Annotated in this window: 10 protein-coding genes; 5 read left to right on the forward strand and 5 right to left on the reverse strand. The window is 73.0% G+C overall.

The window, feature by feature from the left end; translation table 11 throughout:
• Positions 1-131 precede the first annotated feature (131 nt).
• The gene (locus ACZ37P_RS19380; RefSeq protein WP_355347210.1) at positions 132-773 is read right to left on the reverse strand and encodes an LAETG motif-containing sortase-dependent surface protein; all 642 of its coding nucleotides are present in this window, start codon (positions 771-773) and stop codon (positions 132-134) included.
• A 281-nt stretch (positions 774-1,054) separates the two neighbouring features.
• On the opposite strand from ACZ37P_RS19380, the gene ACZ37P_RS19385 reads away from it, so the two are divergent.
• A complete protein-coding gene (locus tag ACZ37P_RS19385) occupies positions 1,055-1,735 on the forward strand; it encodes a hypothetical protein (protein WP_467347636.1) in 681 nt (226 codons plus the stop codon).
• A gap of 8 nt (positions 1,736-1,743) precedes the next feature.
• On the opposite strand, the gene ACZ37P_RS19390 is transcribed toward ACZ37P_RS19385, so the two are convergent.
• The 3 genes from ACZ37P_RS19390 to ACZ37P_RS19400 form a co-directional block, all read right to left on the reverse strand.
• On the reverse strand, positions 1,744-2,976 hold the full coding sequence (locus ACZ37P_RS19390; RefSeq protein WP_467347701.1) for a vWA domain-containing protein: 1,233 nt from the start codon (positions 2,974-2,976) through the stop codon (positions 1,744-1,746).
• A 221-nt stretch (positions 2,977-3,197) separates the two neighbouring features.
• Positions 3,198-4,505, reverse strand: coding sequence for an AAA family ATPase (locus ACZ37P_RS19395; protein ID WP_467347637.1), 1,308 nt, complete (start codon positions 4,503-4,505; stop codon positions 3,198-3,200).
• Between the two features lie 121 nt (positions 4,506-4,626).
• A complete protein-coding gene (locus ACZ37P_RS19400; RefSeq protein WP_467347639.1) occupies positions 4,627-5,988 on the reverse strand; it encodes a hypothetical protein in 1,362 nt (453 codons plus the stop codon).
• Between the two features lie 420 nt (positions 5,989-6,408).
• Here ACZ37P_RS19400 and ACZ37P_RS19405 point away from each other — a divergent pair, with 420 nt between their 5' ends.
• The 3 genes from ACZ37P_RS19405 to ACZ37P_RS19415 all read left to right on the forward strand — a co-directional run bounded on the left by ACZ37P_RS19405 (position 6,409) and on the right by ACZ37P_RS19415 (position 11,322).
• Positions 6,409-9,339, forward strand: coding sequence for a galactose-binding domain-containing protein (locus ACZ37P_RS19405; protein ID WP_467347641.1), 2,931 nt, complete (start codon positions 6,409-6,411; stop codon positions 9,337-9,339).
• 111 nt (positions 9,340-9,450) lie between these two features.
• Positions 9,451-10,455, forward strand: a complete 1,005-nt coding sequence (locus ACZ37P_RS19410) for an aldo/keto reductase family protein (protein WP_355347198.1) — start codon at positions 9,451-9,453, stop codon at positions 10,453-10,455.
• A gap of 159 nt (positions 10,456-10,614) precedes the next feature.
• Positions 10,615-11,322 carry a phosphatase PAP2 family protein gene (locus tag ACZ37P_RS19415; RefSeq protein ID WP_467347643.1) on the forward strand — a complete coding sequence of 236 codons (708 nt, stop codon included), beginning with the start codon at positions 10,615-10,617 and terminating at the stop codon, positions 11,320-11,322.
• Here the strand turns inward: ACZ37P_RS19415 and ACZ37P_RS19420 are convergent.
• The gene (locus ACZ37P_RS19420) at positions 11,304-12,623 is read right to left on the reverse strand and encodes a transglycosylase family protein (protein WP_467347645.1); all 1,320 of its coding nucleotides are present in this window, start codon (positions 12,621-12,623) and stop codon (positions 11,304-11,306) included. The genes ACZ37P_RS19415 and ACZ37P_RS19420 overlap by 19 nt on opposite strands.
• Positions 12,624-12,786: 163 nt before the next feature.
• Here ACZ37P_RS19420 and ACZ37P_RS19425 point away from each other — a divergent pair, with 163 nt between their 5' ends.
• On the forward strand, positions 12,787-13,812 hold the full coding sequence (locus ACZ37P_RS19425; RefSeq protein ID WP_467347646.1) for an LLM class flavin-dependent oxidoreductase: 1,026 nt from the start codon (positions 12,787-12,789) through the stop codon (positions 13,810-13,812).
• Positions 13,813-13,819: the final 7 nt, after the last annotated feature.

Raw genomic sequence — 13,819 nt, forward strand, 5'->3', positions numbered from 1 at the left:
GAGCCCCCCCTCGCCCCCCCCCCCCCTCCCCCCCCTCCCCCCCTCCCCCTCCCCCCCCCCCCCCCCCCCCCCCCCCCCCCCCCCCCCCCCGGGACGCCGCCCGTGGGACGGGCGGCCGGTGGTGCGGCGGATCAGCGGTGTGCCGCGCCGCGCCTGCGGTTGAAGACGAGCAGGCCCGCGCCCGCGGCGACGACGGCCGCGGCGATGCCCGCGATCATCGGCGTCGAGCTGGAGCTTCCGGTCTCGGCCAGGTCGCCGGAGGCCGGGGAGGTGCTGGCCTGCACGACCGGGGCGTTCGAGGTCGCGGTCGTCTCGGGAGTGGTCGGCGGCGCGGTGGGCGTCTCGGACGCCGGGGTGGTCGGCGGCGCGGTGGGCGGCGGCGTCTCGGGCGTGGTGGGCGGCGGCGTGGTCGGCGGCTTCTCGCACGGCTCGGACGTCTTGTACTCGTCCCTGCCGTACTGCTTGCCGTCGCCCGCCTTCACGACCAGGTGCACCTTGATCGCGGTGCTGTGGTCGGGCAGCGCACCCGTGAAGTCGTAGCTGCCGCCGAACGACTCATTGCTCGCGAGCACGGCGCCGCCGTCCACGGAGACGGTCACCGAGTTGGTGACCCGGGCGTTGTAGGCGGTGAGGTGGACCGAGACCGAGTCGCAGTCCACCGACCAGTTGGGGGTGTGTGCCGATGCGGGCGCGGCCAGTACGGCCGACCCGATGAGCGCCGCCATTCCGGCGCCCGCTATGACACCGGAGCGCCTGCGGCTCTGGCGCGTCATTTGCATGAATCCTCCCTGAATTTCGCTGTGTTCTCCGACTCCCTGGCGACGCCCCCGTCCGCCATAACTACGGGGACCGGGACCCTACACCCGGCGGAATTCCGCCCGGCGACCGCCCCCCACCATTACGGAGCCCGTATCAATTCACCTGCAATTCCAGGGGATTCGATCACCGGGCGCCGGTCCGGGGCCCGCTGGTCGCGGCGCGCGGGGAGTGTCGGCCGCGGGCGGTACCGTGCGGGAGACAGCACGGGCACGTCAGGCGGAAGGAGGCAGGTCGCGTGGCCAAGGCACTGACCCCCGCTCAGCGGAAGGCGGTCGCCGGCTCCGATCCGTCGACCGGCCGGCTCTCGGCGCGCGCCGACGTCTGCGCGGCGCTGGTGGCGGCGGGTCTCGCGGTGCCGCACGGCCGCAGCGGCCACCCCGCCTACTACCTGTCCCAGGAGGGTCTGCGGCAGCGCGCCGCGCTGGCGGCGGCCGAAGCGGCACGGGAGGCGGCGCGGGAGGCGGAAGCCGCCGCGGAGCCGCCCGCGGTCCCCGTCGGCACCTTCACGGCCGACGACGGTACGGGGACGGTGACGCCCGGCCGCGGTCCCGCCCGCGCGGCCGAGGTGGCCGCCGCGTGGGAGGGCCTGCTGGGAATCCGGGCGGTGCTCCTCGACGGCGTGACCGACGTGCCCGCGCCGTGGGAGCGCGAACGGCTCGTGCACGCCGTGGCGTTGGCCCTCGAAGCGGCGGGCTGTCCGCCCGCCCCTGACGGTTATACGGTCACGCCTTCCGCGCAGGACGGCGCCGTCGAGGTGTCCTGGCGGGGCGCTGCCGCCCCGGAGGAGGCCGCCGGCCACCTCGGCCGGTGCGCGGCGCTCCTCGACGCCCGCGGCTGGCAGTCCACCCGGCACCGCGACCGCGCCGCCCGCCCCTTCCTTCTCACCTCCCCCCGGCGGTCGGCGCCCCGCCGCTGAGGTGCCGCTCAGCCGATGGTGACCACACGCGCCCAGGACGGCGGGGAGTCCGGGACGTACTCGGCGTCGTCCTCGCGCACGGCGCGCGAGGGGCGGGGGAAGAGGCCGACGACGGTACGGCAGGGCGGCTGCTCGGACGGCCACGGTGTCTGACCGTCCGTCAGGGCGACGACGACGTCCGGGCGGGGCCGGGAGCGCAGGGCGCGGGCGAAGCCGGAGCGCAGATCCGTACCGCCGCCGCCGATCAGCTCGATGCCCTCGGCGCGGCAGATCGGTACGGCCACACCGGCGGCGACGTCGCAGGAGATCACCGAGACCAGGTCGCGCCGCCCGCCCACCGCCCGCGAGATCGCGGCCACCTCCAGCAGCGCGGCGCCCAGTTCGGCGTCGCTCACGGAGCCGGACGTGTCGATGACGACGCAGACCCGCGGCGGTGTACGACGCAGGCTCGGCAGCAGCACTCCGGGGACGGCGGCCGAGCGCCGTGAGGGACGCCGGTAGCTGTGGTTCTCGCCCGCGCCCGGCGCGCCCGCCGCCGAGCGGACCGCGGCGCCGAGCAACTGCCGCCACGGCTGCGGGGCATGGAACGCCTCCTCGGCCCATCTGCGCCAGCCCTCGGGCGCCTCCCCCGGCCGCCCCTTGATCCCCTCGGCGACCCGGAAGCGGACCGCGTCCCGCTGCTGCCTGCTCAGGGCGTGCGCCCCGTCCGGTCCCAGCTCCCACGACCTGGCCTGCCCGTCGGCGCCGCTGCCGCAGTCCAGCCAGGCCAGGTCCCCGACGAGCCCGGACATCGACGCCGTCCGCAGATACTCCTCCATCAGCAGGCCGTCGGGCAGCCGCAGCAGCGACGGCAGCACGGCCCCGGCGGGCCGGGGCAGACCGTCCCCGTAGATGTCGTCGTTGATCTCGAAGTCGGCGGCGATGTTGCGCCGCAGCCTCTCCCGGCCCTCGGACGGGGGCATTCCCGCCCCCTGCCGCCTTCCCGGACCGGGCTCTTCGTGCTCCCTGGCGTACCGCTCGCCCCGCGCGTGGTGGTCCCTGAGCAGGTGGGAGACCTCGTGCACCCAGACACCGGCCAGTTCCTCCGTCGGGGTGCGCGCGACGAAACCGGGCGAGACGTAGCAGCGCCAGTACGCGTCGACCGCCATCGTCGGCACCGACCGGTCCTCCACCACGTGCAGGGCGAAGAGGGCGCTGGCGAGGTAGGGGCGGACCTTGACCGCGTGGAGCCGGGCCGCCATCAACTTCTCGGTGTCGAGGGGCAGTCCGGGGGCGTACGGCTGGTCGGCGGGGCGCTGCCGCCTCGGCGCGAGAGGCCGTACCGGGCGCGGCGGCGCGGGCGGAGGCATCGGGCGCGGTCGCGCGGTGACCGGCCGTTTCCCGGTGACCGCCACCGGCTCCTTCGCGGTGACCGCCACGGGCTCCTTGGCGGTGTCCGTCATCCGTCGCTTCGCCGTGTCCTTCATCGGCCCGTCCTCTTCGTCCGGGCCGCCTCGGCGTCCGCGACCCGCGCCACCGACTGGTCGGCGCGGCGGGCGAGGCCGATGACCGAGACCAGCCGCTCCACCGCCGCGGGCACCTCCCAGTCGTCGCGCCGCAGTCCGGCCAGCGCGGTGGCCGGGGCGACCAGCAGGTCGGGGGCGCCGGACTCCAGCGCCCTGACCAGCACTGCCCAGCCCGCCTCCCACCGCGCCCGCTCCGGCCGCGCGCCGACCGCGGCCACCACGGCCTCCAGCGCCGCCTGCCGCAGGTCGCCGCGCTCGGGCAGTTCCGCGGTCGGCGGGTCGGCCATCAGCGCCTCGGGGTCGGGCAGGTCCATCCGGTCCAGGTGGGCGAGGAGTTCAAGTCCCGGCCCGTCCCCCACCGCGCCCCGCACCAGCAGGGCCAGCACCTCGCGGGACGCGGAGGCCGCCGTACCGAACGCCAGCAAGGTCAGCGCGGCCTCCCAGCTCCGGGGCGAGGGCCACGCGCCGCCGCGCCGCGTCTCCGTACTCGGCAGCCGGTGGATCAGCGTCGGCCTGGCTTCGAGGAAGCCGCAGACGGCGCGCCGCGCGAGAGCCACGGCCTCGGGCAGCGACTCCGGTACGAGCCTCGGCAGTTCCGGGCGCGGCCAGACGCCGCCGAGGCCGCGTACCACCACCTCACGGTCGTGCACCCAGAACAGATGGACGAAGCGGTTGGCCAGCGGCGGGCTCAGCTCCCATCCGTCGGCCGCGGACGCGCGCGGGTTGGCGGCGGCCACGATCCGTACGCCGGGCGGCAGTTGCAGGGCGCCGACCCGGCGCTCCAGCACGACCCGGAGCAGCGCCGCCTGAACGGCCGGTGTGGCCGTGGACAGTTCGTCGAGGAAGAGCAGTCCGCGCCCGGCCCGGACCAGTTCCACGGCCCACTGGGGCGGCGCCATCGGCACACCGCGTACCGCGGGGTCGTCGCCCAGGACGGGCAGCCCGGAGAAGTCGGTCGGCTCGTGGACGCTGGCGATCACGGTCGTCAGCGGCAGGTCGAGGGAGGCGGCGAGCTGGGTCAGCGCCGCGGTCTTCCCGATGCCGGGCTCCCCCCACAGCAGTACGGGCAGGTCGGCCGCGACGGCCAGGGCGAGCGCTTCGAGCTGTTCGTCGGGGCGCGGTTCCGTGGTGCTGGTCCGAAGGAGCGTCAGAAGGTTGTCGGCGACGGCGAGTTGGGGGTCGCTCACGGGGGCGGAGGCAGAGGTCAAGGCGGTCGTGGGAGCGGTCGTGAAGGCGGTCGTGGGCAGGAGGGTGCTGGACGTCATGGGCATCACCTGGGGTTGGTCAGGGGAACGGGACGGCCCGCTCCGAAGGGTTTGTGCGGCAGGGCGGCGCTCAACGCGCCGTGCAGGTAAAGGACCTGACTGGTAATCAGGTGGCGGAGGGTCAGCGGGCCGTTCCGGTGCGGGGCCTGGCCCGGCTGCTGCGCTTGGCGCGAATGTGCCGCGGCGTATGGCGGACGAGGCGCGGACGGCGCTGCGCCGAGGCGGGGTGTTCCGCGACGAGTCCCGCGCGGAAGACGCCGTGGTCGACGCGGCGGACGGCGGCCCGCTCCAACTCCTCGCGGAGCGGCCCGTCGCGGAGTACCGCGCGCGGCCCGAGCAGTCCTTCGACGACGGCCAGCGCCCCGGCCATGTCGCCGTGGCGCAGCCGTTCCCGTACCGCGGGCAGTGCCTCGGGGTCGCGGTGCACGGCGTCGATCGCCCGCAGGCAGGGCAGCGCCGGTCCGCCGAGGGCCACCAGCAGGTCCTCGCGGCGCAGTTCGGCCGGGTCGTGGTCGACCGCCGTCAGCACCCCGTCCCGCGGCGCGATCCGGTGGATCTCGCCGCGGCACTCCACCCGGTGCGGATCACCGGGCTCGGGGCCGTGACCTGCGGCCTGGGCGGTGTCGTACGACGCCAGCGCCGCGGCGACCAGCGGGTGCAGCCGGTCGGCCGTGATCAGCCCGGCCCGTAGCAGTTCCAGGTCCGGCAGGACGCGGGCCGCCGCTTCCGGCAGTACGGGCAGCGCCGCGATGTCGTGCGGTCGCAGCGGTTCGCGCAGCGGCCGGCAGGTCGGGGCATGGCTGTCGTCGGGGGCGACGAGTTCGAACGCGGCGCGGTCGCGCGCGCCCAGCCGTACGGCGAAGGCGCCGCGCGGGCGGCCTTCGGCCCGCAGCAGCAGTTCGGCCTCCGCGGCCCACCGCCCCGACGCCCACGGACCCTCGTCCGCGCCGCAGCGCCGCGCCAGTTCGCCGCTCCGCCCGGCGTCCCAGAGATGCCGGTGCAGGTCGAGCCGGAAGCGCCGCTCGGGATACGGGTGCGGGTGGATTCCGGCGGCGCCGTGCCCCGGCTCCTGCCACAGCGCCAGCGCCATCCGCTGCCCCGCGTCGGCGCTGGCCGGCGGTGTCCGTACGACCAGGTCGACCGGCGGACCGGCCGAAGCGCCGTACCGCGCGAGGAGGATGGTCACACCGGGCCGCAAGCGGCCGTCCGGCGCGATCCTCGGCATGTGCCAGCGCAGCAGATCGGGTGCCAACCGGCGTAGATCCGCCCGGAGTCGGGCGGCCAGTTCGGTGCCGTGCCGCGTGCGCACGGCTCGCAGATCGAGATCCGCGTCGACCCGGGCCGCGGCGCACGCCCCGGCCCAGTCGCCGACGGCGCGCCGCGCGGTGGCGGTCTCGATCATGGACGGTGGCACGGCGTACTCGCGTACGCGGCGCCACATCAACACGTGGGCGGGAATCTCGTCCGTGAGGTGAGGTGCCATCAGCACTCACCCTGGTCGAACGATTCCCCCATTCCGTACGAGAAGGAGTTCGTCATCACGCCCATCATAGGCACAGCCGCCGCCCGGACTCCATCAACGGGTGAGCCTCCGTCAGACGGCCGGGGAGCCGGCGGCTCCGGCGGACGGAGAGCGGACGGGGAGCAGACGGCTCCGGCGGACGGAGAGCCGGTGACGCCGGCCGCCGGGCGTGACGGCCTCGGATGTGTGGAGCATCGGGAATTATCGGATTTTGGAGCCGTCTATGACGGTCAGGTGTCGTGAATATTGCGAGGAGCCATCGCATTTTTGCGCAGACTCATGGACTTACTGCGACCCGCCTCGTAGTCTCTCCACGCCTGGCCGGGTGTTCCCCCCTAGTTCCACCCCCTCACCCCCCTCGACGCGCAAGGACGTGTGCCTGTGTCGCACTCATTGCAGAGCCATGAGTTGAGTCCTCAAAGAAGCCGCAGAGTCAGACAGCGCGGCGCCGCCGCGGTGCTGTCGTTCGCCGTGGCCGCGGCAGCCGCGCTGACCGCCGTGACCTTGGCGAACGCCCCCGCCGCCCACGCGGCAGGCGTACCCGCCCCTTCACCCGTCGGCATATCGGGCCGCGGCGCGAACGTGCCGTTCAAGGAGCTCGAGGCCGAGTACGCCAACACCAACGGCGCGCTGATCGGCCCCGACCGCTATTACGGCCACCTGCCGTCCGAGGCGTCGGGCCGTCAGGCCGTCACCCTGAGCGCCGCCGGACAGTACGTGGAGTTCACGCTGACGGCGCCCGCGAACGCGATGTCGCTGCGCTACAGCCTCCCGGACACCGCGGACGGCAAGGGCAGGGACGCCACGCTGGACGTGCAGGCCAACGGGACCTCGATCAAGACCCTGCCGGTGACCTCGAAGTACAGTTGGTACTACGGCGGTTACCCGTTCAACAACAACCCGGGCGACACCAACCCGCACCACTTCTACGACGAGTCGCGGACGATGTTCGGGACCACGTACCCGGCCGGGACCAAGATCCGCGTGCAGGTGACGTCCACGGCGCAGTCCCCGACGTTCACCATCGACCTGGCGGACTTCGAGACGGTCGCGGCCCCGATCGCCAAGCCCGCGGGCGCGCTCGACGTGGTGACGGACTTCGGCGCCGACCCGACGGGTGCCACGGACTCCACCGCCAAGTTCCAGGCGGCCGTGGACGCGGGCAAGGCGCAGGGCAAGACCGTATACATCCCGCAGGGCAACTTCACGCTGTACAGCCACGTCATCGTCGACAAGGTCACCCTCGTCGGCGCCGGCCCCTGGTACAGCGTGCTCGGCGGCCGTGACCCGGTGAACCGCTCCAACGCGGCCGGTATTTACGGCAAGTACACCAACCAGGGCGGGCCGAGCACCAACGTCAACCTCAAGGACTTCGCCATCATCGGCGACATCCGCGAGCGCGAGGACAACGACCAGGTCAACGGCCTCGGTGGCGCGATGTCCAACTCCACCGTCGACAACCTGTGGTTGCAGCACGTCAAGTGCGGTGCGTGGATGGACGGTCCGATGGACCACTTCACCATCAAGAACAGCCGCATCCTGGACACGACGGCCGACGGTGTGAACTTCCACATCGGCGTCACCAACTCCACGGTCACCAACACCTTTGTGCGCAACACCGGTGACGACGGTCTGGCGGGCTGGCCGGAGAACGTGCCGAACGTCAACGACAGCTTCGACCACAACACGGTCGTGCTGCCGATCCTGGCGAACAACATCGTCACGTACGGCGGCAAGGACTTCAACATCTCCGACAACGTGATGGCCGACACCATCTCCAACGGCGGCGGCCTGCACATCGCCAACCGCTACCCGGGGGTCAACGCCGGTTCCGGCACCGCGGTCGCGGGCACCATCACGGCGGCGCGCAACACGCTGATCAGAACCGGTAACAGCGACTTCAACTGGCAGTTCGGCGTCGGCGCCATCTGGTTCGACGGCCTTCAGGGCAAGGTCGACGCCAACATCCAGATCACCGACACGGACATCCTCGACAGCTCCTACGAGGCGATCCAGTCGATCGAGAGCGGCGTCACGGGCGTCACGTTCAAGAACGTCAACATCGACGGCGCGGGCACCTACGCGATCCAGGCGCAGGCACCGGCCGACATGACGTTCATCAACGTCAAGGCGAAGAACATCGCCCAGTCCGCCACCCCGATCCACAACTGCGTCGGCACCGGCCTGAACATCATCGACGGCGGCGGCAACTCCGGTATCACCGGGCAGACCTGCACCGGCACCTGGCCGACCCCGATCTGGACCAACGGCGGCGTGCCGACCGGCGGTGGCGGCGGTACGACCACGCCTCCCACCACCCCGCCGACCACGCCCCCGACCACTCCGCCCACCACTCCCCCGACGACCCCGCCGACGACTCCGGCCAACGGCAACCTGGCGCAGGGCCACCCCGCGACCGCCTCGTCCGCGGTGCAGAGCTACTCGGCGGCCAACGCCGTCGACGGCAACGCGTCCTCGTACTGGGAGAGCAACAGCAACGCCTTCCCGCAGACGCTGACCGTCGACCTCGGCGCGGCCAAGTCGATCGGCAAGGTCACGCTCAAGCTTCCGCCGTCGGCGGACTGGGCGACCCGTACCGAGACCCTGTCGGTGCTGGGTTCGACGGACAACAGCTCCTGGAGCACGCTGAAGGCTTCCGGCGGCGTCTCCTTCAACCCGTCGTCGGGCAACACGGCCACGCTGACCTTCAACGCGGCCACCGCGCGGTACGTCCGGCTGAACATCACCGGCAACACCGGCTGGACCGCGGGCCAGATCTCGGAGTTCGAGGTCTACGCGGCCGACGGCACGCCGACCACGCCGCCCACGACTCCCCCGACCACCCCGCCGACGACCCCGCCGACGACTCCTCCCACCACGCCTCCCACGACCCCGCCCGCCAACCCGAACCTGGCGCAGGGCCGTACGGCCACCGACACCGGTCACTCCGACATCTACGTCGCGGCCAACGCGGTGGACGGCAACGTCAACTCCTACTGGGAGAGCGCCAACAGCGCCTTCCCGCAGTCCCTGACGGTCGACCTCGGCTCCGCCAAGACCGTCGGCCGGCTGGTGCTGAAGCTGCCGACCAACTGGGGCACCAGGACCGAGACGCTGAGCGTCCTCGGCTCCACCGACAACAACACGTACAGCACGCTCAAGGCGTCCGCGGGCTACACCTTCACCCTGGGTACCGACACCGCGACCGTCACCCTGACCCCGACCACCACCCGCTACCTGCGGCTCACCTTCACCGGGAACACCGGCTGGCCGGCGGGCCAGCTCTCCGAGCTGGAGGCCTACGCCTCCTGATCCGGTGACCGCACCGACTCCCCGCCCCGGCGGCCCCGTAGCTCAGGGCCCCCGGGGCGGGGCATTCGTGCCGGTCGCGGCGGTACGGGCGGGCGATCTAGAGTCGGTCCCATGGAATACCGTCACCTTGGCCGCAGCGGCCTGATCATCAGCGAAATCGCCTACGGAAACTGGCTCACCCACGGCTCCCAGGTGGAGGAGGACGCGGCGACCGCGTGTGTGCGGGCGGCGCTGGACACGGGGATCACGACCTTCGACACCGCGGACACGTACGCGCAGACCCGCGCGGAGTCGGTGCTCGGCCGGGCGCTGAAGGGCGAGCGCCGGGAGGGTCTGGAGATCCTCACCAAGGTCTTCTGGCCGACCGGTCCCGGACGCAACGACCGGGGTCTGTCCCGCAAGCACATCATGGAGTCGATCGACGGCTCGCTGCGACGGCTCCAGACGGACTACGTCGACCTCTACCAGGCGCACCGGTTCGACCGGTTCACGCCGCTGGAGGAGACGATGGAGGCGTTCGCCGACGTCGTGCACTCCGGCAAGGCGCACTACATCGGCGTCTCGGAGTGGACGGCCGACCAGATCCGCCGCGGGCACGCCCTCGCCCGCGAGCTGCGCATCCCGCTGGTCTCCAACCAGCCGCAGTACTCCGCGCTCTGGCGCGTCATCGAGGCCGAAGTGGTGCCCGCCTGCGAGGAGTTGGGCATCGGTCAGATCGTGTTCTCGCCGATCGCGCAGGGTGTGCTGACCGGCAAGTACGTGCCGGGGCAGCAGCCGCCCGCCGGTTCGCGCGCCACCGACGCCAAGGGCGGCGCGAACATGATCGACCGCTGGATGAACGACGAGGTGCTGGGGCGGGTGCAGCAGCTCCACGCGCTGGCCGCCGACGCCGGTCTGACGATGGCTCAGCTCGCGGTCGCCTGGGTGCTCCAGAACCCGAACGTCTCGGCCGCGATCGTCGGCGCGTCCCGCCCCGAGCAGGTCGCGGAGAACGTGAAGGCTGCCGGCGTGACCCTGGACGCGGGTCTGCTGGCGAAGCTGGACGCCGTCCTGGAGCCGGTCGCGGTCACCGACCCGCTGAAGACACCGCAGATCACGCCCGCCGCGCGGCCGTAGGGCCCGAGGCACACACCCGCGGAACACGGTCCGATCCATCGCGCCGAGGGGAAGCCCGCCCGGCCGCCGCGTACAGTATGTCTACGTGCCTGTAGACGAAGCTGACGCCCGCGGCCGGGCGGGCCTTTCGCGTACCGAGCGAGAAGGGCCGCTCCCCCGGTGACCGCCCGCGCGCCATGGCGCCGCGTACTGCTCCCGGCCGCCTTCGCCGCCGCCTTCGCGGTGCTCGCCTGGGTGGTGCTGGCCAGGCATGGCACGCCGTACGCGGTGGACACCGGGCCGCACCGCTGGTCGGTGGAGCACCGGCCGCACGCCATGGTGACCGTGGCCCGTACCGTCACCGACCTCGGCACCGGCCCGTTCCCGTATCTCGCCGCCGTGCTGGGCGGCTGGCTGGCGGGCGGCGGCGGTGTGGGACGCGGCGCGCTGCGGACCTCACGCGGTGTGCCCATGGCGCTGCTCGCGCTGGCCGTGCTGCTCGCGGGCCAGGCGGTACGCACGCTGCTGGTCATGGCGCTGCACCGGGCCAGGCCGCCCGCGGCGGACTGGGCGACGCACGCCTCCGGCTACTCCTTCCCCTCCGGGCACACCGCGTCCAGCGCGATGGCCGCCGGGCTGCTGGCCTGGGGGCTGCTGCGCTGGCGGCCGGGCCGCACGGGGCGGTTGCTCACCGCGCTGTGCGCGCTCGTCGCGCTGGCCGTCGGCTGCACCCGCGTGTATCTGGGCGTGCACTGGCCGACGGATGTCGTCGGCGGCTGGCTCTTCGCCGGTTGCTGGCTCGGCGCGGCGCTGCCGCCGCTCACGACGTTCGTCGGCCGGAGCGGGCCGGGCGGACCCGGCCCGTCCGATCAGATCGAGACGCCGTGAGCCCGCAGGTAGTGCAGCGGGTCGATGTCGTCGCCGTATTCGGGTCCCGTCCGCATCTCGAAGTGCAGGTGCGGTCCTGTGACGTTGCCGGTCGAGCCCGAACGGGCTATCCGCTGGCCGGAGGTGACCTTCTGTCCGACCTTGACCGAGATCTGTGACAGGTGCGCGTACTGGCTGTAGTCGCCGTCCGCGTGCCGGATGACGATCTGGTAGCCGTAACTGCCGCCCCAGCCCGCCGTCACCACGGTGCCCGCGGCCACCGACTTCACGCTGGTGCCGGTGCCGACCAGGAAGTCCACCCCTGTGTGGTAGCCGCTGGCCCAACTGGAGCCGGAGGCGTGGTACGGCGTGCCGATCGGCGCGCCGCTGACCGGCAGGGTGTACGCGGTGTGGGTCGGGGCCGCGGCGGGCTTCGTCGTACGGTCCAGCGTGCGGGTGCCCGCGGGGGCCACCGACTTCTTGGGCGTGGCCTTCGGGGCGGCCTTGGGCGTCGGCTTCGGCTGCGCCTTGGGACGGGTCGTGGTGTGCGGCTCGCGCTGCGTCGTGTGCTGCGGGTGCGCCACCGGGGTCCGCAGGTCGAGCCGCTGGCCGGGGAGGATCAGGTCGGGGTCGTCGCCGACCACCGAGCGGTTGTCGGCGTAGAGCCGGGGCCAGCCGCCCGCCACATGGTGGTCGTCGGCGATGCCGGACAGCGTGTCGCCCGACCTCACCGTGTAACGGTCCTTGCCCGGGGCCGACTTGGGCTGCGCGGTCTTCGGCGTGGTCTTCTCCGCGGGCGCCTTGGCCGGGGAACTGGTCCGGGCCTTCGCGGTGCTCTTGGTCTCGCTCCTGACGGGGGCCTTCGCGGGCGTCCTGCGCGCCTGGTCGGACGCGGTCCGCACCTTCGCGGCGGGCACCTCGACCTTGTGGGAGGCGGTGGCGGCGGTACGGGTCAGCCCGGCGCGTACCGAGCAGACCGGCCAGGCGCCGGGGCCCTGGCTGTGCAGTACCTTCTCGGCCACGGCTATCTGCTGGTTCTTCGTGGCGAGGTCGGCGCGCGGCGCGTAGGCCGTGCCGCCGAAGGACTTCCAGGTGCTGGAGGCGAACTGGAGCCCGCCGTAGTACCCGTTGCCCGTGTTGATCTGCCAGTTGCCCGAGGACTCGCAGTTGGCGACCTTGTCCCAGGTGCTCTCGGCGGCCGCGTGGGCGCTGCTCAGCCCGATCAGCGGCAGGGCGAGACCGGCGCCACCCGCGGTGACGGTGAGGGATGCCTGCGATACGCGGCTGGGGCGGTATCGGCGGTGACGTCCGCGTAAGGGCATAGCACGAGTCCTCTCCAGGACCGGCCCGTGGGGCCTGGGCTGCCGTACGCCCGAATTGCCGGGCGGGCCAAAGATAGGGCCCGTACACACTCGGCCACAAGGGGTGACGACAAGTGTTCGGTTTCGGGCGGTTCGGGAATGACGGAGTCCGGTACGCGTTGGAATGAACGTGAGTTCTCCGCTGCGCGACACCCCGTTCTCCGTCCTTGACCGCTCCCGCACGAGGGAGGGCCAGGACGGCGCTCAGGCGCTGCGCGACACCGTGGCGTTCGCGCGCGAGGTCGAAGCGCTCGGCTACCACCGCTTCTGGGTCTCCGAGCACCACAGCGTGCCCGGCGTGGCCGGTTCCGCGCCGACGGTGCTCGCGGCGGCGGTCGCGGCGGCCACCTCGCGGATCAGGGTCGGCACCGGCGGCGTGATGCTGCCCAATCACCAACCTCTGGTCGTGGCCGAGCAGTTCGGGGTCCTGGAGGCGCTGTTCCCGGGCCGGATCGACATGGGTCTGGGGCGGTCGGTGGGCTTCACCGACGGCATCCGCAAGGCACTGGGCCGCGGCAAGGAGGCCGCGGGCGCGTTCGACGCGCAGATCGACGAACTGCTCGGGTACTTCACCGGCACCCAGCGGGTCCACCCGCAGGTGCACGCCTGGCCCGCCGAGGGGCTGCGTCCGCCGGTGTTCCTGCTGGCCGTCGGCAGCGGCGCGGACCTGGCCGCCGCGCACGGCCTGCCGCTGGTGATCGGCGGTGTGCGCGGCGAGGACGCGATGCTGCGCGCGGTGGACCGCTACCGCGCCGCCTTCCGCCCCTCCGCGTGGTCGGCCGCCCCCTATGTCGTGCTGTCCGGCACCGTCGCGGTCGCCGACAGCGGCGAGCGGGCCCGCAGGCTGCTGGTCCCGGAGGCGTGGTCGACGGCCTGGTCCCGCACCCACGGCGTCTTTCCGGCCCTCGCGCCGTACGAGTCGACGGCCGCGCGCACGATGACGGGTCCGGAGCGCGAACGCTTCGAGGAGGCGATGGCCGGGCATCTGCACGGCACGCCCGAGGACGTCACGAAGGCGCTGGAGTCGCTGCTGGAGCGCAGCGCGGCCGACGAATTCCTCGTCACGACCAGTACGTACGACCGCGCGGAGCTGCTGGAGTCCTACCGGCTGCTGGCCGCGATCACCTCGGGAGATCCGGCCGCCGCGTGAGAGCGCC

It is taken from the genome of Streptomyces sp. NPDC024632 (assembly GCF_055559175.1).